This is a genomic window from Ignavibacteriota bacterium, from assembly GCA_019637995.1.
Lineage (GTDB): Bacteria > Bacteroidota > Ignavibacteria > Kapaibacteriales > UBA2268 > JANJTB01.
The window spans coordinates 357539-377142 of sequence record JAHBUQ010000001.1 but is presented as its reverse complement, the minus strand read 5'-3'; the positions used below and the strand labels follow the sequence as shown (position 1 = coordinate 377142).

Sequence of the window (19604 nt, the reverse complement as noted above, 5' to 3'; positions counted from 1 at the left end):
TATGAAATCAAATCAGAAATGTAACGTCATTTTTTTTTTTAATTTAAATTTTAAGGTTGATGATGCATTTGAAACATATATTAAGAGTGTTTATAATAACAATATTATTGTCGCAAATTTCAATATCAGCTGAGTTCAAATCGCTACAAGAAAAAGTAAATTATTTTAAAAACCTTTATAAAGTTGATTGTTTAAGCGAAAAGATTACAGATAATTTCGGCAATGGTTTCGAATCACTCTACGGCACCAGAAATATGCGAACAATACTATATGGCATTGCATATCGTGGAGGCAGCAATAATTTTTACCACAAAACTGATAAACGTGATAACCACAATCCATTACCTCCTGATGGTTTAAATCATTTGTGTATGCACGGTTTTTCAAATGCTGTGTATCTTTATTCCAAAAATTTTGCAACTGCCGATAAAATACAAGTTAATCCTGAAACAGGAGACACACTATACTATCATCAGAATTCCGGTAATGACAGAAAGGATTTGAAAGTAATTCTGCTCATGGTTAAGGAAGTAATTGACAATCCGGATTTAGGACCATTATATCTTCATTGCTGGAATGGTTGGCATCAGTCAGGCTATGTATCGGCTGCAACACTGATGCAATTTTGCAATTTTTCAAATGAGGAAGCATACAATTATTGGATGGACAATACTGATGGAGTAAATAAGGGCTATGATAATGTTAAGAAAATGGTTAGAAATTTTAAAAAATTTGATGATATTTCAATTGATGAAGAAACACGTAAATTGATATGTCCTTGCACAAAATAGCAGTATATTTCTATTTTATTCGATATTTTTCAACTTATTTAATATTAATTTAACATTTTATTTGCACAATATTAAAAATATTCTTATATTTAGATTGTATGAAAAACATAACATCAATATTCATTTTGACAATTTTGATTACTGTCTGCAGTAATTCGCAAACAGGATTTGAAACGAGTAAGAAGAGTTTCAAATCACTTATTTTTGTCTCAATGGGTATGCCATTCAGCTCTGGCTCGGGTGGGTTTTTCTCTGTTTACAACAATGAATTCGGCGGTAATAAGCGTGATTTTACTCTTCTGCCATTAATAGGTGCCGGAACGAAGTTCAGGATTGAGCATTATCGTTTGGGTATTCAAACTTTTATCCTAAACTCTAATTTGAAGGATTCTTATGAACAATATATAGAAGTGGGAGATAATTCAGGATACAGAGGAATAGCACAAACAATAAACATTACTGATATACCTGTGATTGGCACAATAGAATATATGCCATTCGTGTCGCAGTTTCGAACTTTCATTGGAGGTGGTTTAGGCTTTTTAATGCGAAATATGGAATGGACAGAAAGCATAAGAAGTGGAATTCCACTTGATAGAAGGGAAGGAGGAACCAATTACAATGATACCGATATTTTTCCTTTTTTCAAAATTTATTCAGGTTTAGAACTTGGTTTTGACAAGCAATCGGAAGAAACTTTTCTTGGAAGTTTAGTAATTGAAGCATCTTATAATTATGCATTCGGTAGTTCTGATATTTTTTCAAAAGTCAGACGGCAGTTCGTTCCTGCTGAGCCCAGGCTTACTGAAAATTATAATGTAATACCCGGATATATAGTAATATCAATTGCTGTTACTTTCAACTTTAACAAGACGACGTAAAGTAATTAAAAGAAATTATTTTACACTTCGTGTTTAATTTATAGTTCTTTGAAAATAAATCCCTTTTTGGGATACACATACACTGATTTTTTAATCATTAATAGTTGAGGTTATTATGAAAACCCAGATAACATTCAGACACACAAATTCTTCTCATCCTAAGCTGCATGAAGATGCGCTACAGGTTGCATCCGGATTTGGAAAGTATACGGAAGGTATAATTTCTACCAATATCGAATTTATCAATGAAGCTCATAAGACGGTAGAAATAACAATGCACATGCAGGGTACAACACTTGTTGCAAAGGATGATTCAGATGATTTCCATAAAAGTCTTCATGGTGCTTCCGAAAAAATTGTGAGGCAAATTCGAAAATATAAAACCAAACATCTAAGTAACAGAACTAAAGATATAATAGAAGTAGAATAATTTATCAACAAACTAAAAAAAACGTGGGCTGCTAAATGGCAGCCCTTTTTTTTATTCTGAAAATGGCTTTAAGCTGTTGTAGTCACTTCCAATCATTACAGTTGCTCTCAAAAATAAATTCGAGTCAATTCTTGCAGTAATCATAGAATCCCTAACACCTAATGCATAAGCAAGCTGACGTGCTGATTGAATATCTCCCAGTCTGTCAATAATTACAGTTTTGCTTAGTATTTCATCGCTGTTTCCAATTTCAACAACATCAAATCCTCTGGCTCTGAGATAGTCTTTGGCTTTAGATGCCAAGCCCGGCGCTCCGCAAGCATTAAGAATATTAAGTTGTATTACTTCCTGAGCTGTGCTTTTTGCTATTGTTTTATCAATTGATGCCGAAACAGGTGGAGCAACAGCTATCCTTAGAACAAACGAAGTAGTCATTACTGTAACTAAAATTGTCAATAAGCCAATTATAAGATAGTTAAGGTGCTTCTGATCGAATTTAAATTTCATATCTTTATGCTGAATAATAATAAAACTAATTACTATACCATTATCAAAAAGTATGCCTAAAATGTTTTCATTTTTAACAAAAAAAAATGCCTTACCATCGGGGGGATGACAGCAAGGCATGCAGCATAAAGAGGAAGTGACAATTTGACTTGTCGAGCGAAAGACGAGACTCGAACTCGCGACCCCAACCTTGGCAAGGTTGTGCTCTACCAACTGAGCTACTTTCGCTTAATAACAAATTTCATTTTGTAATTTGTCAGGGATTCAAATGTACTAAGATTTTTTGAAATGTGCAAGAAAAAAATTTACTTTATCTTAATTTTTTTCAAAAAATCGCTTTTCAAAGACCTTTGCACTCACATGCTTCACTTCTTCGATATCAATATCTGTGCCAAGCTCCTGACTTATTGAGGTGACTGCCTTGTCAGTTATGCCACACGGAACTATATACGAAAATTCCATCAAATTATTTGCAACATTTAAAGCAAAGCCATGAGATGTAACCCATCTTGAACAGTGTAAGCCAATTGCAGCTATCTTGCGCTTCCTTTCAATCCAAACACCCGTCAAACCTTCTACCCTCTCACCTGTCAAGCCCCAATGAGAGATAATATCAATCAGTGAATTTTCTATTTCACGCAGAAACCAGTGCAAATCTTCTTTAAGAGAGGATAAATTGAAAATCGGATACCCGACAAGTTGTTTAGGGTTATGCATTGTAACGTCTCCGCCTCTGTCTATTTCGACAGTGCTAACTCCTAGACTCTTCAGAAAATCGCGTGACATAAGTATATTCTCACTGCCACCTGCTCTTCCGATTGTAATAACAGTTGGATGCTCACAAAATACCAATACATTACGGTTTCTTTTCTTCTGAATATCTGAAGCAATTTCTTTTTGCTTATCCCACGCTTCATTATATTCTATTAATCCCCAATCCTGAATTTCGAACATATTTTTGATTAATTAGTGTTTAAAAACTATTTATATGCGATTTAATTAGTTCAAGAGATTCAATTCCTGCATCATCAGGCAGTAAAATTCTGAATTTATCATCATTTTCAATACCTTTGATTGTAAATTTACCTCTTGAAATAACTCTGAAATATGGCTTTTCAAAATCTTTAAAAAATACAAGTTTACCCAGAATAGCCAAATGACTGATTAATGTGTCGTCAAGTTTGATACTCAAATAGGCATCATAGACATTCTTTGCTTCAATGCAATCTTCGACTATTTCGTAGTAAACAAGATTCATTACAGACTTCTTATTACTTCGGTGAATAATTTGCTTAATTTGGGAGTAGCTGTATTTGCAGCATGTACAATTTCAGCTTCTGAAGTCGGCTTCAATGCGTCCGGATAACATTCATCAGTAATAATCGAAACACCGAAAACTTCGATTCCCATCTGACGGGCTGTAATGCATTCAGGTATTGTACTCATCCCGATTACATCAGCTCCCATAATTCTAAGCATACGATATTCAGCACGAGTTTCTAAGCTTGGACCACTCATCGCCGAATAAACACCCTTTGTAACTTTAACATTCAAATCAAGTGCTATGGACTCAGCCATTTTGATAATTCTCTGGCTGTAAGGTTCACTTAAATCTACGAATCGAGGACCAAAATACGGGTCATACTCTCCGATTAAAGGATTATCTCCCATTAAATTTATATGGTCATCAATTATCATAAGGTCGCCTGTTCTGATGTAAGGATTCAAACTACCGCAAGCATTGGATATAAGCAGTGTTTTTACACCAAGCTCCCGCATTACTCTTATTGGCAAAGCAATCTCGCTTGCTGTGTAGCCTTCATAAAGGTGGAATCTCCCTTGGAGAGCAACCACTCTTTTACCACCGACATTACCAAATAAAAGTTTGCCGGCATGGCTTTCAACAGTAGAAACTGGAAATTCCGGTATATTTCTGTAATCTATTGAGTTTGAAACTTCAATTGCATCAGCAAGATGTCCCAAACCTGTTCCAAGAATTATACCAATTTCAACCGGCTCAGATTCTATTTTTTTAATGTATTCAGCTGCTGTAAATACTCTTTTTCTTATTTCTGTCATAAATTTTATCCTTAATGTTAATTATTGTTTATATTATCAATGCTTGTTTGAATAATAATCCCTTCCCGCATTGCATAAGATGATAGAAAAATTTCAGGGAATCTAAGTTCATCAATTAAATTTCTTAAAATCAAAGCACCGGCAGTAATAATATCTGCTCTCGATGTGTCTATTCCTGAAATTTCTGCTCTGGATTCTGGTTTATGGTTATTCTCAATAATATTGAATATATTATTGAGCTGTTTTTCGCTTATAGAAATATTATTTAACATATTCTGTGGTTTCTCTCCTGAAATACTAAGGGCAATTCTACCCAATGCCTGAATTGTGCCAGATGTTCCAACAACAATATCATACCCGTATTTTTTGATAAATTCAATTGATTCACTCATAACAACTTTGATATGCTCTTTGCATTTTTCAATTGACTCTTCGCTTGTTACAAAATTATCAAAGAACTCATTTGATGTTCTGATTGCACCTAATTTTAAACTTTTGACAAGTTTGAATACTCCACCATCGGCTAAAATCAATTCAGTACTTCCACCACCAATATCAATTATCAAGACTTTTTTATCATTTATGTCCAAAGAGCCTGAAACACCAAGATAAATCAATTTTCCTTCTTCTTCGCCTGAAATTACATCAATTTTGAGTCCGCATTTTTGTTCAATCAAGTCTAAAAAGAATTGACGGTTTTTTGCCTCTCTGACAGCACTTGTTGCTACCGCTTTTAGTTTTGCATCATATCTTTTAGCGGTTTGAACAAATTGATTCAGGACTTCAACTGCTGCTGAAATTGTATCATCAAGCAAAATACCGCTATCCATACCTTTACCAAGTCGTACTGATTGTTTTTCATGATATAATATGTTCAAAGAACCACTGGCAGTAACAGAAGCAATAATCGTATGAATCGAATTACTTCCAATGTCAATAGCTGCGATATTTTTTGATTTTTCTATGTTCGTCAATTTTGAAATTTATAAAAAATGTAAACTGATTTAACAAAATTTTTCAAGATTTATTGTATAAATTTAACTAATTAGATTTAATAATTAATTTAACCAATTTTATCATAAATAAATTTCCTGCTGAGTTTAGTATATTCGCCACATTTCAGACTTCCGAGATGCAGATTACCAATTGAAGTTCTCAATAGACGTAAGACAGGAAACCCTACTTTAGCAAGCATTTTTCTTACCTGCCGATTCTTTCCTTCTTTTAGAGTGATTTCAATAAATGATGTCGGAATGTTTGCACGATACCTGACAGGAGGATATCTTTCAGGAATTTCAGGAGCTTGATTTAACTTCTTAACCATGCATGGCTTAGTTCTGTAGAGTGTATTTTTCAAATTAATGTCAATGCCGTTGGTAAGTAATAATAAAGCATCTTTTGATATATTACCCTCCACCTGGACAAGATATGTCCTCTCGTGCTGATTCTCATGTGCAGTTAGCTTATGAATTAATTGATTATCATTTGTAAGAATCAGTAGCCCTTCACTATCAAAATCAAGCCTCCCGACAGAATATATTTCATCATCATCAGGGAAATACTCTTTGAGAGTTATCTTTTTTCCTTCCGTGCTGAATTGACACAACACCTTATACGGTTTATTAAAAATGTAATATTTGAAATTATCTTTCAATTTTGAAAAATTATAATAGCTGTTTTGAAATATACATTCCAAAAATGAAAAGTACTATTCCGCCAATCAAACTTCCAAATATGTACAACGCAGCCATAACAAAATGACCTTCTTTCAGCAATAATATATTTTCATAGGCAAATGTAGAAAAAGTAGTAAATCCACCACAAAGACCTACTGTAAGAAATAATCCAACACCTTGCGATATACTTTTATTTTCAAGGATGTATTCACTCATTATTCCAAGCAGTAAACTGCCAATTAAATTAACAGCAAGTGTAGAAAAATTCGGGTGAATATTCTCAAATCTTTGTGAAAAATAAGAAATTGAGAACCTCGCTGCAGAGCCGATAAAACCACCTGTACCGACCCAAATCATATTTATAATATAATCATTCATCAGTTCGCTTTAGGCGGCTGCCAATCCCCTCTTGACCATTTTACAAGTTCAATATCAACATTACCGACATATACATTCATTGAAGCTTTTATTGGAACACGGGCTTCGTCATCTGAAAACCAACCTTTGAAATGACCCTTCAAACCGTAAATCCCTTCCCATTCTGCCCTACCATCAAAATATAAAGTTTTCACAGGATATTTTATTGCAGGAACTGTAATTTGCGACTTTGTACCATGAAAATTCAAGTGAGTATATGATATGCTGTTTCCTATTACTGTAGGCACTTTTACAGTTTTTTTAATATCTGTAAACTGCCTTGCAAAAAAGAATAATGCAGCACCATCAACAACTTTTTTGTCAAAAGGCATCGGTTTGGTCTCAGTTACTTTATCATCTACTCTTTTCTCGTAAGTAATAATGTTTTTATCATAATTCATGTAGAAAGTTTCTTTCTCCCAAACGCCTTCATCCCCTTTTGTCGAGCCGACAAACTCATAAGAGTTCGTTAGCCTTGTGTCCATCCAGCTGTCAAAAAAAGCGTGAAGACTAACAAATGGTATTCCGGGATTTGACTTCATTTCGGACTTAGCTTTGAAAACTTTTTTGCCTTTGAAATCAACATAACTTTCAGACTCAATTATAATCTTACCAAGTTTAACACCAAAGAAAGATACATCATATTCAATGTATTCTCCCAAATGTACAACCTTACTTTGAGTATATGAATAGCTGTAAACTGATAAAAAAGCAATAAACAATACGAGAATAAACTTTATATTTTTCAAGATAATTTCCAATATAATTGATAATACATTAATATAGACGTAAAATATGTCAAAAAGCTACATAATAAAAAAGGCTGAGTGATTATTCTCAGCCTTTTGTTTTGTCGGGGTGGAGGGATTCGAACCCCCGACCCCCTGCTCCCAAAGCAGGTGCGCTAACCGGACTGCGCTACACCCCGTTCATTTCAAGATTACAAAAATACGAACTTTTTTTGACTTGAACAAATATTTTATTGATATTTTGTAAAAATAAAAAATAATTATTTTCTAAGTTGGTGACCTTCGATAATGATTATTGATAATTTAAAATATATTTTGAAGATTTTTCATTATTCTGACTAAATCTGAATTTGGATAATTTAACAATAAATAAAATATTATCCCGATATTAATTTAATGAATTCTCAAATACGAATAGATTTAATTTTGAAAATAATATTAGTAATAAACTTTGTAATTATATTCTGCAGCATAACAGCATTTTCTCAGCGTTCGATAAATCTCAGGCGAGATATTACATCAGAAGTAGCAGCAGAATATGATGAATATATCAAAAAATATGCTCCAGCCGACAGTGCTTTTAATGTACTGATAGCTTGGGCTAACCGCCTTTATTTGCAAAGACGTGCAGCAGTTTCTATATATCTTGTCGAATATTACAAGCCACTTTTCCCGGACAAAGATTCCCTTTTACTTAATGAAGTTCATCGGCTTGAGCAGGTAATGATTGCCCAATCAGCAATGCCTGATATTATACCTCTATATTCAAATTATATCAAAAACAGAGCCCCATCAAACGATGCATTTTTTGCAGTGCAACGAATAGCCGATTACTACATTCAGCGTCAGCTTTGGGATTCGGCAGAATTTGTCTATGATACTTATAAACCTCTATTTCCAAATTATAAACATATTTTTGAAAGTACGATAGGATTATTCAAAGCAAAGCTAGAGGGCTTAAAAGTAGAAAACCTCGGAAATATGATTAATACACCCGGAAGTGAATGGGATCCAACTCCCACACCGGACGGAAGATATTTATACTTTAGTGCTGACCACAGACGGGGTGGTAATGGGAACTCTGATATCTGGGTTTCTGAAAAAATTGATGGAGTTTGGCAAAAATCTGTGAATATCGGCAAACCAATTAATGGCATAAGAGATGAAACAGTAGATAACGTATCTGTTGATGGAAATACCCTATTGATTTCAGGTAATTTCGATGGTTCTTATGGTGAGTTTGATATTTACCTTGCAGAAAAAGATTCAAACGGTTGGGGCGATATTTATCACCTCCCGGCACCTGTAAACACAGAATATCATGATGAATCCGGCTGCCTCTCCCCTGACGGTAAAGCATTGATCTTCTCTTCAGACCGTCCCGGCGGAATAGGTCCCCATGTTCCGATGAACTCAAGATTTTATGGTGGAGGTATAATGGGAAATATGGATTTATATGTTTCGCTCGAAACTGATAACGGCTGGAGTGAACCAATCAATCTCGGTCCTACAATAAATACCCCTTATGCTGAAAGAGCTGTATATCTTCACCCTGACGGAAAAACATTGTATTTCTCCTCCAACGGACATTATGGTTTCGGCAGATTGGATGTGTATAAAACGGTACGTTTGAACGATACATCCTGGACTGATTGGTCTGCACCTGTCAATCTTGGTAAGGAAATTAATACAGTCAATGATGATTGGGGCTATGTCGTTGACCTCGAAGGTGAGTTTGCATATTTTTCCAAAGAAAATGATATTGACGGTTTTGGAGGTTGGGATTTATATTCGATTTCACTTCCGGAGTCGGCAAAACCACAGCCACTTGCAGTAATCAGAGGCAGAGTAATAGATTCAACAGGCAAGCCCATTGCATGTAATATTGTCTGGGAAGACCTCAGTACAGGCAATAAGGTAGGACATCTTAAAAGTGACCCCCGTGACGGATTTTATTTCATAACACTCCCACTTGGAATGAATTACGGTTATTATGCCGAGCGTTTCGGATATTATCCTACCTCTAATAGTGTTGATTTACGGCAATTCAAAAATGACACAACTATTTATAAAGATATTTTGATGACATCCATCCGTGATTTGCAGGAACGAGGAGTGAATATCAGAATTAATAATATCTTTTTTGATTTTGATAAATCTGTATTAAAAGAGGAATCACTACCTGAACTCAAAAGATTGCTGGATTTTGCCAATAAGGTGAAAAATTTTAAAATCATAATAGAAGGTCATACTGACAGCGAGGGTACAAATGATCACAATAAGATATTATCGCTTAAAAGAGCAGAAGCAGTGGCAAATTATCTGACCAAGAACGGCATTGATAACTCAAGAATTATAACAGAAGGATACGGTTCAGAAAGACCTTATGCTCCAAACGATACTGCTGAAAATAAGTCACTTAATCGACGGGTTGAAGTCCGGCTCGTGAAATAATTTTTAAAATCTGTAGCCGGTAAGATTTTTTATTGAATCAATTACTGAATAAGGAACAAATACATTTCCTATGTTCACTGCATCAAATTCTCTTGAACCGTGATAATCCGAACCACCTGTTTCCAAAAGCCAAAACTGATTAGCAACATAATGGTAGAATTTCTTCTGCTCTTCGGAATGGCTTGGGTGATTAACTTCAATCCCGTCAAGACCTGATTGAATAAATTTATATAAAGTCGGCTGGTCAATATAATTTCGTGGATGGGCAAGGACTGCTACTCCTCGAGCTTTATTTATCATTCTGATTGCCATCTCAACCGGGAAAATTGCTTTAGGATAATAAGCAGGACTACCTTCACCAAGGAATTTAGTAAATGCTTCTTTTAAATCTGCCGCATAACCCTTTTTTACTAATACTGATGCTATGTGAGGTCTTGCTACCGGTGCCTTATCGGCAGTTTCCAATATTTCGTCGAATGATATCCCCGCACCAATGTTCACAAGCTTTTTATGAATCTGTTTTGCACGGGTCAGACGGGCAATTCTGTAATTGTCCAGATGTGTTTTCAGACTTTGATTATCGGGGTCGAAATTATAGCCAAGCAAATGATATTCTTTTCCGTTTTCATAGCAAGAGAATTCACAGCCCATCAATACTTCAATATCATATTGACTGCAAATTGACTGAGCCACAATATTTCCATCGAGAGTATCATGGTCAACGATGCTTATAGCCGAAAGCCCCTTTTCCTTAGCAAGGCTAAGCAATTCATGGGGCTGAAGTATTCCGTCAGAATAAGTCGTATGTGTATGTAAATCTACTTTTTTTTGCATTTTTTCTTTCTTACACACACTTATAAATGGTTTCTGAATAAAAAATTAGCTTCACTTAATTACCTTTGAAGTAATTTTGAATAACTTCTGCTGTTTTGCTAATTTCAATTGTCTGTCTTTCACCTGTATTCCTGAATTTCAATTCAATTATTCCATTTACAATATTTTTATTTCCAATTACAATTTGCACGGGAATACCCAATAAATCAGCATCATTAAACTTGATACCAGGGGATTCATTACGGTCATCATAGAGTACGTCAAATCCAAGTTCTTTCAATTCGCTGTAAAGTTTCTCGGCTGCAGTTTTAACTTCAGGGAATTTAGGTTCATTAAGTCCTAAAATATGAACATGGAAAGGAGATAAAGGACCATCCCAGATAATTCCTTTGTCATCATAGTGCTGCTCAAGATAGCAAGCCATAACACGCTCGACACCGATACCGTAGCTACCCATTATAATTGGATGCTCAATACTTTCGGAATCAAGGAAATTTGCTCCTAATGCTTCTGAATATTTTGTGCCTAACTTGAATATATGTCCAAGTTCAATGGCTTTAACGACTCTTAGCGGGCTGCCGTCAACTATGCAAGGTTCACCTTCACACACAGTTCGTAAATCCTGATATTCAGGTATGATACAATCACGAGTAAAATCTATATTTTTATAATGATAGCCATCTTCATTTGCACCACTGATAAGACCATTTGCATCTTTCAACAAGTTATCAGCAATAATCCTGATATTTGTTTTGAGATTGATTGGTCCAATTGATCCATGATCAGCACCTGTAAATTGTTTCAACTCTTCGGAAACAGCCGGACGAACATTTCCTGTGCCAAGAATTGATTGAAGTTTAGTTTCGTTCAATTCATCATTTCCGCGCATAAAAATCAAAATCGGCTTATCATCAGCGATATATACAACCGACTTAGCACATCTTTCTTCAGGGAATCCAAACTGCTTAATCAAATCATCAATTGTTTTTGCATTTGGGGTTGGGAATTTCTCAAGTTTCAAATCACCATCAATTCTTTCGACCGGACTCAGAGCAGATGTTGCAACTTCAATATTTGCCGCATATCCTGAATCTGAAATTGCGCAAGTATCTTCACCCGAATCAGATTCGACCATAAATTCCTGAGATTGACGTCCACCCATTGCTCCGCTTGATGCACCAACCACGAAAAATTTAATCCCGCATTTATCGAAAATTGCTTTGTAAGCAAGTGCGTGCTTGTTATAGCTTTCATCAAGCCCTTCCCAGGAAGTATCAAGCGAGTAGGCATCCTTCATAATGAATTGCCTACCACGCAAAACGCCTGATTTAGGTCTTGGCTCATTACGGAATTTTGTTTGAATCTGATACCAGATTTGCGGCATATCCCGATATGATTTAACATGCTGTCGGGCATGAAAAGTGATTATCTCCTCATGAGTCGGTGCAAGCACTAAACCCTCGCGGTTTTTGATGTGAAACATAACATCTCCCATAGACTCTACTCTTCCGGTTTGCTCCCAAATTTCTATAGGATTTAACGCCGGTAGTAAAAATTCCTGACCGCCAATTTTATTCATTTCTTCACGAATAATTTCTATAACTTTATTTAACACTCGAAAACCGAGCGGCAAGAAGGAAAAAATGCCTGAACCAAGTTGCCTGACAAGTCCGGCTCTAAGCATCAGCTGATGTGAAATTATCTGTGCATCAGCAGGTGTTTCCTTAAGTGTCGGTACGAAATACTCTGATTGTCTCATTATTTGTAACCCAAAAAAATATATTTTTTAGAAATGTCAAAAAATCAAATTACAAAGTTAATCATTTCTACTAATATAACCACTTTTTATTATGATTTTTTTCAAATATAACTTGACTTCTTAAGTATTTTTTTGCATTTTTGTAATCTGTAATTGTTAAATTAAATATTTATTAAGATGAAAAGCTTTAGAAAGGAATTATGGTTTGACACCAGAAACAGAAGAGAGTATATCAATATAACTTCTGAAGTTGAGAAAAGCCTGCATGAAAGCGGAATTAAAGAAGGTTTAATTTTGGTTAATGCTATGCATATTACCTCAAGTGTTTTTATCAATGATGATGAAAGCGGACTTCACAGCGATTTTGAAGTTTGGCTTGAAAAAATTGCACCCGAAAAGCCACATACTCAGTATCGTCATAATGGTTTTGAAGACAATGCAGATGCTCATCTGAAAAGGCAAATAATGGGTCGCGAAGTAGTTGTGGCGATAACAAACGGTAAACTTGATTTTGGTCCCTGGGAGCAGATATTCTACGGTGAGTATGATGGCAAACGAAGAAAACGAGTTTTGGTTAAAATTATCGGTGAATAAATTAAATTTCGACTCTGAGTCGTGCCACAGGAATTCTGAGCTGTTCACGATATTTAGCTACTGTCCGCCTTGCTACATTATAGCCTGCATCTTTTAGAAGACGGCTGATTAGTTCATCGCTGTAAGGTTTATTCTTCGGCTCTGAATCAATCAGCTCTTTAATTTTTTCTTTGATTACTGTCGTTGATACATCCTCTCCATCATCAGTAATTAAAGACTCGCTGAAAAAGAACTTTAATTCATATGTACCAAATTCTGTCTGGACATATTTGCCATTAACAATTCTGCAAACAGTTGAAATATCAAGGGATGTTTCTTCAGCTATTACTTTATAAATAAGAGGCTTGATTCCGCTTTTTCCGTCGTAGAAGAAGTCTTTCTGCAATGTAGCAATAGCAGTCATCACCTTGAGCATAGTATTTTTTCTTTGCTTAATTGCCTGAATCATAAACTTAGCATCTTCCCTTTTGCCACGAATCCAATTCTTCGTTTCCTTGTTGAATTGCTTCATCTTCGCTTCTTTTTGCAATTTTTCATAAGCTTTACTAAGTTTTAGATTTGGCAGACGGCTGTCATTGAGGGAAATAATAAGTTCATCAGTATCCTCATCACGTTCAACTATAAAGTCCGGAATTACGGTATTCAGCTCAGATTGTGAGTCTCCCCCACCAGGTTTTGGATTCAGCCGCCGTATAACTTCTATTGCAGCTTTCAGATCATCTTCTGTAATACCCAATTGTCTGATTATAATAGGATAATGCTTACGTATAAAATGTTCATAAGCATCATCAAGGATTCTGAGAGCAAGTAGCTGAGCAGTATTCGGATTAAATATTGCTTTGCATTGCGATATCAGACATTCTCTCACATCTCTGGAAGCAATTCCCGGAGGGTCAAGGGTTTGAATTATTTTTAAGATTTTTTCTGCACTTTCAATGTCTATCTGATTTAATATCTCACTTTGGACATTTTGCTTATGTGAATTTTCAGATTTATTTAAACTAGATGTACCATTTTGCAAATTTTTGGCATTTTCCAGCAATTTAATACTTTCATCACTTATTGAGTACATGGTTGCGGGATTTTTACTTTTCTTCTCTTTCTTTTCGATATTATCAAGATATTGCTTATGCTGAATACTGAAATTTGTTTCAGCTATAAACGAGTTAGCATCATCAACTATTTCATGAAGCGGACGTCTAAGATAGCCGTCTCCATCAATATTGCCAATGATATATGTACCGATTATTTGTTGTTCCCTTGTCAAATGCAACAAGTTTAGCTGTTCAATCAAATCCTCTTCGAGACTTGTATGAGACTTAATTTGAAATACCGGCTCATCATCCTCACCATAATTGTCACCAGCACCATAAGCCATTTCTGAAGTATCTTGCCAAACCATACTGTATAAATCAAATGGGTCATTATCCTCATTGAAATCATCATTTCTGTAGGTCAAATTATCATCAGACAGATAATCTTTGGATTTTTCTGTTTTGTCTATAGAATCATAGCCATATTCATCATCATAATAATCGAATTTTTCTGTTTCAGGTTCTTTTACTTCAACAATAGGCTCATCATCGTAATCGAACAAATCCATATCAGGATTTCTTTCATCTTCGAGTAAAGGATTTTGCTCGATTTCCTGTTGAAGGAACTGCTCAAATTGCATTACAGGAAGTTGCAACATTTTCAGATATTGAATCTGTTGAGGTGTAAGGGTTTGGCTGAGTGTGGTTTTCAGGTCAAGTGATAGTTTCATTATTCACTCTCCCTTTTTCTTAGTTCGCTTAAGTAATTAATGAACCAGTCAGCTCCATAGGAGCGAATGAGGGCATCTTTTACAGATTCGAAAATTCTTACATTCTTGGCTTTGCCATTATCAAGAGCCGGAGAGCATTCCTCAATATTTTCATAATAAATATATTTACCGCCAAAATATGCAACTCTTATTGGGAATAAATGACATGATACAGGTTTTTGGAATTTCGTTTTACCTTCAATAAATGCTTTTTCAAGACTGCAAAATGCAATATCCCCATCATAATAAACAAAAACGCAGTCTTTCTTTTCTATGCAGTTCGTGTAGTAGCTTTTTCCAACTTTTGTAATAAAACCATCATTTTCGATTATCGCTATTGATTTTTCTGATAAATACTGCATAGCTGATGGTAAAGATTCTTTGAGCAATTCAATTTCTTCCTCAAGAAGCGGAGCACCGAACTCGCCGGGGAAAGTGCAACAAGCTCCTTTACACTTGCTCAAATCGCAACTGAAATGGGTTTTACCTATTTTTTCATCAACTAAAACATCGTTAATTAAAATCATAAAAAATCTGCTTAGAAAATATTGTGCCAAATATTTACGAAATTAACAATTATTTTTTACATAAACAAATAAAAACTTTATTTATGCCGATTTTCATTAACTTTATATTACAATTATATTACTTTTAAGCAGAAAAAAAATGAGACTTTCTGATAATAATCAAAAAAGCCTCATAAATTACATCAATCAAATTAAGGAATTCGGGATCGTCTATAATTCTATGTCATCTGCTACCATTCTAAAACCAATTGTTATAGCCCCATCAAGTGCTGTGCCTTTTGGTTTGACTAAGTTAAGATTTTTATTTTTCGCTATTTCTTTTTCAAGTATTTTTTTTAGTAGAGTGTCAGCATCAATAATGCCACCCATCAGTGCAACATCGGACTTTTTATCCTTATAATTATTAATAATTGCAGCCGGAAGCTCAGAAAGGTGAACTGATGCAGAGTTAATAATTTTCATACATACTTCATCGCCATTTTCGGCACATTCCATCACATAAGGTGTTAAATTTTGATATTCAAAAGCTCGTTCAGCATACGCCTTTACTATAGTGCGAGGCTCTTCAAGTGTAATTGCAGGGTATAGCGATTCTATTTTTTTAGCAAGTGCTGTGTGCTGTCCTCTTCCGTCCAAAGCACGTACAACAGCAGTAAGACCTTCGCGCCCTATCCAAGCGCCACTGCCTTCATCATCAAGTTCGATGCCCCAGCCACCACAACGGTAAAATTTACCTTTGTACTTTCCAAGTCCAATTGAACCGGTACCAACTATAACCATAATTCCGTCTTCACCACCAAATGCACCTTCAAGAGCAATTTCGGCATCACTTGTGACCATTACGTCATTAAGAACAGTCCGCTGCCCTCTTGCTAAGGTTCGGAGCAAATTTTGCGACCTTTTCTTTTCTTCGTCAAGCCAAACCCCTGCTAAACCAACAACGATAGCATCAACTTCGCCTGATTCAATCTGAGCTTTGTTGCATAATTCTGTAATTACATTTAAAGTTCTCTCGCAGGACTCTCCTACCCCAACAGCTCCAATTCTTGTTGTGCCGGATACCAGTTCTGCTTTGATTTCGCCTTTGGAAAATAGTATTCCACGCGTTTTAGTGCCGCCGCCATCAATACCGATAATGGTATAATCATCTTTATTTATCATGGATTTCCAAATTCAATATTTATTTATAAATCAAAATAAAATTATCAAATATTATGCCATTAAATAGATAAATCAGTCTTAAAATGTAGAAAGATTTTTCAAATTAAAAAAGAAAATTTTTGGTAGATATTTTAAAATTTATTATTTTTGTAATCCTTTTGACTGCGGAAGTGGTGAAATTGGTAGACACGCCATCTTGAGGGGGTGGTGCCGATAGGTGTAGGGGTTCAAATCCCCTCTTCCGCACAAGTAATCAAGGGCTGATTTTTTCAGCCCTTTTTTGTTATTTATATTTTTGTTTCAGTTGAGAAAATCGTTATTTTTGAAACAAATCACTAAAATTATGATTTATGGATAATGAAATAATTAATATTGAAAAAATTGTTAAAAGCAGATTCCCCGGAAATTGTGTTCTTATTTTGAGTAATGGCAACAACATTATGACCACTATTGATGAGGTGATGAATCTATCCCTGAATAAAGGCTCTAAAATCAACGATGTCACTTTGCTGCAATTAAGAACTGCGGTTGATAAAAAGAAGGTATTATCATATTCAATGAGACTTTCTGATGGATTTGTGAGGTCTGAATTTCAAATAAGGCAAAAGCTTAAACAGAAAAATTACGACTTAGAATTAATAGAATATACTATCAAAAAATTACACCAAAATAATCTGATTGATGATAATAAATTTGCTGAAAATTTCATAAACTATGCCCTGAAGAAAAAGTGGGGTAAACTAAAAATTATTAACGAACTCAGAAAAAGAGGCGTAAATATATGTAATTTTCAAGAATATTTGAATTCTAAGCTGAATTATGATGATATTTATGAATCCGCAAAAGAATTAGCTTTAAAAAAATTAAATATGATACGTAAAAAAACAACAGAAAAACAAAAAGATGCAATTATCAGACATCTTGCAGGAAAAGGTTACGAATTCGCAATAATCAAGAATATTTTAAAAGAAATATTTTGATTAATTTGAAAAAAGAGTTAATTTTGCACAGTTAATTTTTACAAAAAAATATAATTTGATTTCATGTTCGACTACTTGCATTATTTTAAATCAACTTTTGATTTATTTCCAAGTCCATTTATCATTATAAATGTTGATAAAAGTGGTGAAATAAGTTGTGATTTTTATAATAATGCCTTTAATTATGAATTTTTAAATTCAAATATGGACTCTGACCCTGACTGCATTGCCAGAGAAATTCTCAAAAACATAACACAACCACTTGCAAATAAACACAACTTTGTACTCAGGTTAAATTGCAATAACAAACTTGATAACTTTTTCAGAGTCAGCATCGCTAAAATTAAAGATGGAAAATATTCTGCAACAATCGAGTCGCTCGACAACATCAATAATTCTACCTGGAGCAATATTCTAAAAAATAATTCAGCAATTGTTTATTCTACAAAGCCTGACGGAGATTATGCTTTTAATTTCATTTCCGATAATGTAAGTGAGATTTTGGGATACGACGCATCAATGTTTGTTCGGGCAAACGATTTTTGGGATTCATTGATTAAACCTGATTTTAAAAATTATGTCATCAATTCTCTGCATTGTCTCGAAACCAGCGATGAAGTAAGAATGATATATCCTATATTGAGTAATGATGGTGATTACCGATGGTTTGAGGAAAGGGCAAGACTTGTAAGAGACTATTCAGGAACGCCCAAAGAGATTATTGGGCTTGTTATTGATGTCAATGAACAGAAGCAAAGTTATGACAATTTAAATAAAACTTTGCAGGAATTGCGTGTAATAATGAATACCATTCCGGGAATTATCATTGTAGTTGATAAGGATTTAAAAATATTGGACTTTAGTGATAATTTAATTGAGATTTCAGGATTTGAAAGCAGAGATTCAATCGCAAATAACAGAATTTCCAGAATATTTTTATCTGAGCATTTGGAAATTGAAGATGACTTAAAGCTTGCAATTTTTAATCGCAACTCAGTTAACAGAATAACAAATTCAAGAGAATCATACTATTTTGGCAGTAACTACAGAATATTGATAAATCCGATCATTGATGAAAATAATAATGTCTGGGGTGCAGTTGCTGCAATGCATGACATAAGTGATTTTATCGCAAAAGAACAAGATTTGACGGATTCAATCGCAAAGTTGGAAGAATCAAGAAAATCTGAGAGCGAACAAACCGCGAAAGTCAGGCAATTATTGGAACAAGTAACTGAATCCAAAAAAGATTTATTCGAGCTGAATAATCAAAAGGATAAATTTTTCTCCGTAATCAGTCATGACTTAAGAGCCCCTCTGAAAGGGTTCATGCAACTTACAAAAATCCTATCAGACGAACTTCCAAGTATGGATAAAGAGGAAATTTTCGACCTTACAAATTCAATGTTTGAGGCTTCTCAAAATCTATATAAACTCTTGGAAAACCTTCTTGAATGGTCGAAAATTCAACGTGGAATTATGGACTACAATCCAATCACAATGCAACTTTCAACACTTGTCATGATGAATATTGACTTACTTCAGATTGTAGCTAAACAAAAAGAAATATCCTTGAATAATAAAGTACATAGCAGTGTGCTAATTTATACTGATGTCAATTTACTGAATACAATCCTTAGAAATTTAATTTCAAATGCTATAAAGTTCTCCTTTAATGGAAGTACTGTAACAATAAGTTCTTCATTAAATAATGATGATTTTGTAGAAATCTGCGTCGAAGACTCAGGTGTCGGTATGACAAACGAAGAAATTGAAAATCTTTATCGTCTTGATAAACATTTTTCAAATAAAGGCACTTCAAATGAAAGTGGTTCAGGATTAGGCTTGATACTTTGTAAGGATTTAGTAGAAATAAACGGTGGCAAAATTTATGTTGAAAGCGAACCCGATATGGGAACTAAGTTTTATTTTACGGTCCCATCCAAACATTTTTAGAAAAT

Annotated in this window: 20 protein-coding genes and 3 tRNA genes; 8 read left to right on the top strand and 15 right to left on the bottom strand. The window is 34.6% G+C overall.

The window, feature by feature from the left end:
* The first annotated feature begins 59 nt into the window (after positions 1–59).
* The 3 genes from KF896_01490 to raiA all read left to right on the top strand — a co-directional run bounded on the left by KF896_01490 (position 60) and on the right by raiA (position 2102).
* The gene (locus KF896_01490; protein MBX3042366.1) at positions 60–791 is read left to right on the top strand and encodes a hypothetical protein; all 732 of its coding nucleotides are present in this window, start codon (positions 60–62) and stop codon (positions 789–791) included.
* Between the two features lie 98 nt (positions 792–889).
* On the top strand, positions 890–1672 hold the full coding sequence (locus KF896_01485; protein ID MBX3042365.1) for a hypothetical protein: 783 nt from the start codon (positions 890–892) through the stop codon (positions 1670–1672).
* Positions 1673–1787: 115 nt separating this feature from the next.
* Positions 1788–2102: a ribosome-associated translation inhibitor RaiA gene (gene raiA, locus KF896_01480; GenBank protein ID MBX3042364.1), complete on the top strand. Its 315-nt coding sequence runs from the start codon at positions 1788–1790 to the stop codon at positions 2100–2102.
* Between the two features lie 51 nt (positions 2103–2153).
* On the opposite strand, the gene KF896_01475 is transcribed toward raiA, so the two are convergent.
* The 10 genes from KF896_01475 to KF896_01430 all read right to left on the bottom strand — a co-directional run bounded on the left by KF896_01475 (position 2154) and on the right by KF896_01430 (position 7709).
* Positions 2154–2609: a LytR C-terminal domain-containing protein gene (locus tag KF896_01475; protein MBX3042363.1), complete on the bottom strand. Its 456-nt coding sequence runs from the start codon at positions 2607–2609 to the stop codon at positions 2154–2156.
* Between the two features lie 155 nt (positions 2610–2764).
* Positions 2765–2837 (bottom strand) — tRNA-Gly (locus KF896_01470).
* 87 nt (positions 2838–2924) lie between these two features.
* Positions 2925–3563 carry a lipoyl(octanoyl) transferase LipB gene (gene lipB / locus KF896_01465; GenBank protein ID MBX3042362.1) on the bottom strand — a complete coding sequence of 213 codons (639 nt, stop codon included), beginning with the start codon at positions 3561–3563 and terminating at the stop codon, positions 2925–2927.
* Between the two features lie 19 nt (positions 3564–3582).
* Entirely contained in the window at positions 3583–3867 is a 285-nt protein-coding gene (locus KF896_01460; GenBank protein MBX3042361.1) for a hypothetical protein, read from the bottom strand.
* Positions 3867–4688 carry a purine-nucleoside phosphorylase gene (locus tag KF896_01455; GenBank protein MBX3042360.1) on the bottom strand — a complete coding sequence of 274 codons (822 nt, stop codon included), beginning with the start codon at positions 4686–4688 and terminating at the stop codon, positions 3867–3869. Before KF896_01455 ends, KF896_01460 begins: the two co-directional genes overlap by 1 nt.
* Before the next feature lie 17 nt (positions 4689–4705).
* A complete protein-coding gene (locus KF896_01450) occupies positions 4706–5662 on the bottom strand; it encodes a hypothetical protein (protein MBX3042359.1) in 957 nt (318 codons plus the stop codon).
* An 89-nt stretch (positions 5663–5751) separates the two neighbouring features.
* Complete coding sequence (locus KF896_01445) at positions 5752–6342, bottom strand: pseudouridine synthase (protein MBX3042358.1); 591 nt, start codon at positions 6340–6342, stop codon at positions 5752–5754.
* 10 nt (positions 6343–6352) lie between these two features.
* Complete coding sequence (crcB, locus tag KF896_01440; GenBank protein ID MBX3042357.1) at positions 6353–6742, bottom strand: fluoride efflux transporter CrcB; 390 nt, start codon at positions 6740–6742, stop codon at positions 6353–6355.
* Positions 6742–7530 (bottom strand): DUF3108 domain-containing protein, encoded by a 789-nt coding sequence (locus KF896_01435; protein MBX3042356.1) that lies wholly within the window; start codon positions 7528–7530, stop codon positions 6742–6744. Before KF896_01435 ends, crcB begins: the two co-directional genes overlap by 1 nt.
* A gap of 104 nt (positions 7531–7634) precedes the next feature.
* A tRNA-Pro gene (locus tag KF896_01430) sits at positions 7635–7709 on the bottom strand.
* A gap of 247 nt (positions 7710–7956) precedes the next feature.
* On the opposite strand from KF896_01430, the gene KF896_01425 reads away from it, so the two are divergent.
* Positions 7957–9984 carry an OmpA family protein gene (locus KF896_01425; protein MBX3042355.1) on the top strand — a complete coding sequence of 676 codons (2028 nt, stop codon included), beginning with the start codon at positions 7957–7959 and terminating at the stop codon, positions 9982–9984.
* A gap of 3 nt (positions 9985–9987) precedes the next feature.
* On the opposite strand, the gene KF896_01420 is transcribed toward KF896_01425, so the two are convergent.
* Together KF896_01420 and KF896_01415 are read right to left on the bottom strand one after the other, a co-directional pair.
* Positions 9988–10818, bottom strand: a complete 831-nt coding sequence (locus KF896_01420) for a PHP domain-containing protein (GenBank protein MBX3042354.1) — start codon at positions 10816–10818, stop codon at positions 9988–9990.
* Between the two features lie 55 nt (positions 10819–10873).
* Complete coding sequence (locus KF896_01415) at positions 10874–12577, bottom strand: proline--tRNA ligase (protein ID MBX3042353.1); 1704 nt, start codon at positions 12575–12577, stop codon at positions 10874–10876.
* Positions 12578–12754: 177 nt separating this feature from the next.
* Here KF896_01415 and KF896_01410 point away from each other — a divergent pair, with 177 nt between their 5' ends.
* Positions 12755–13171: a secondary thiamine-phosphate synthase enzyme YjbQ gene (locus KF896_01410; GenBank protein MBX3042352.1), complete on the top strand. Its 417-nt coding sequence runs from the start codon at positions 12755–12757 to the stop codon at positions 13169–13171.
* Between the two features lies 1 nt (position 13172).
* On the opposite strand, the gene rpoN is transcribed toward KF896_01410, so the two are convergent.
* The 3 genes from rpoN to KF896_01395 form a co-directional block, all read right to left on the bottom strand.
* Positions 13173–14936, bottom strand: a complete 1764-nt coding sequence (gene rpoN, locus KF896_01405) for an RNA polymerase factor sigma-54 (protein ID MBX3042351.1) — start codon at positions 14934–14936, stop codon at positions 13173–13175.
* Positions 14936–15502, bottom strand: coding sequence for a DUF3109 family protein (locus KF896_01400; GenBank protein ID MBX3042350.1), 567 nt, complete (start codon positions 15500–15502; stop codon positions 14936–14938). Before KF896_01400 ends, rpoN begins: the two co-directional genes overlap by 1 nt.
* Positions 15503–15712: 210 nt before the next feature.
* Positions 15713–16663: a hypothetical protein gene (locus KF896_01395; protein ID MBX3042349.1), complete on the bottom strand. Its 951-nt coding sequence runs from the start codon at positions 16661–16663 to the stop codon at positions 15713–15715.
* A gap of 164 nt (positions 16664–16827) precedes the next feature.
* On the opposite strand from KF896_01395, the gene KF896_01390 reads away from it, so the two are divergent.
* From KF896_01390 to KF896_01380, 3 genes are all read left to right on the top strand, one after another.
* Positions 16828–16909 (top strand) — tRNA-Leu (locus tag KF896_01390).
* 104 nt (positions 16910–17013) lie between these two features.
* Positions 17014–17643 carry a regulatory protein RecX gene (locus KF896_01385; protein MBX3042348.1) on the top strand — a complete coding sequence of 210 codons (630 nt, stop codon included), beginning with the start codon at positions 17014–17016 and terminating at the stop codon, positions 17641–17643.
* A 63-nt stretch (positions 17644–17706) separates the two neighbouring features.
* Positions 17707–19599, top strand: a complete 1893-nt coding sequence (locus KF896_01380) for a PAS domain S-box protein (GenBank protein ID MBX3042347.1) — start codon at positions 17707–17709, stop codon at positions 19597–19599.
* Positions 19600–19604 lie beyond the last annotated feature (5 nt).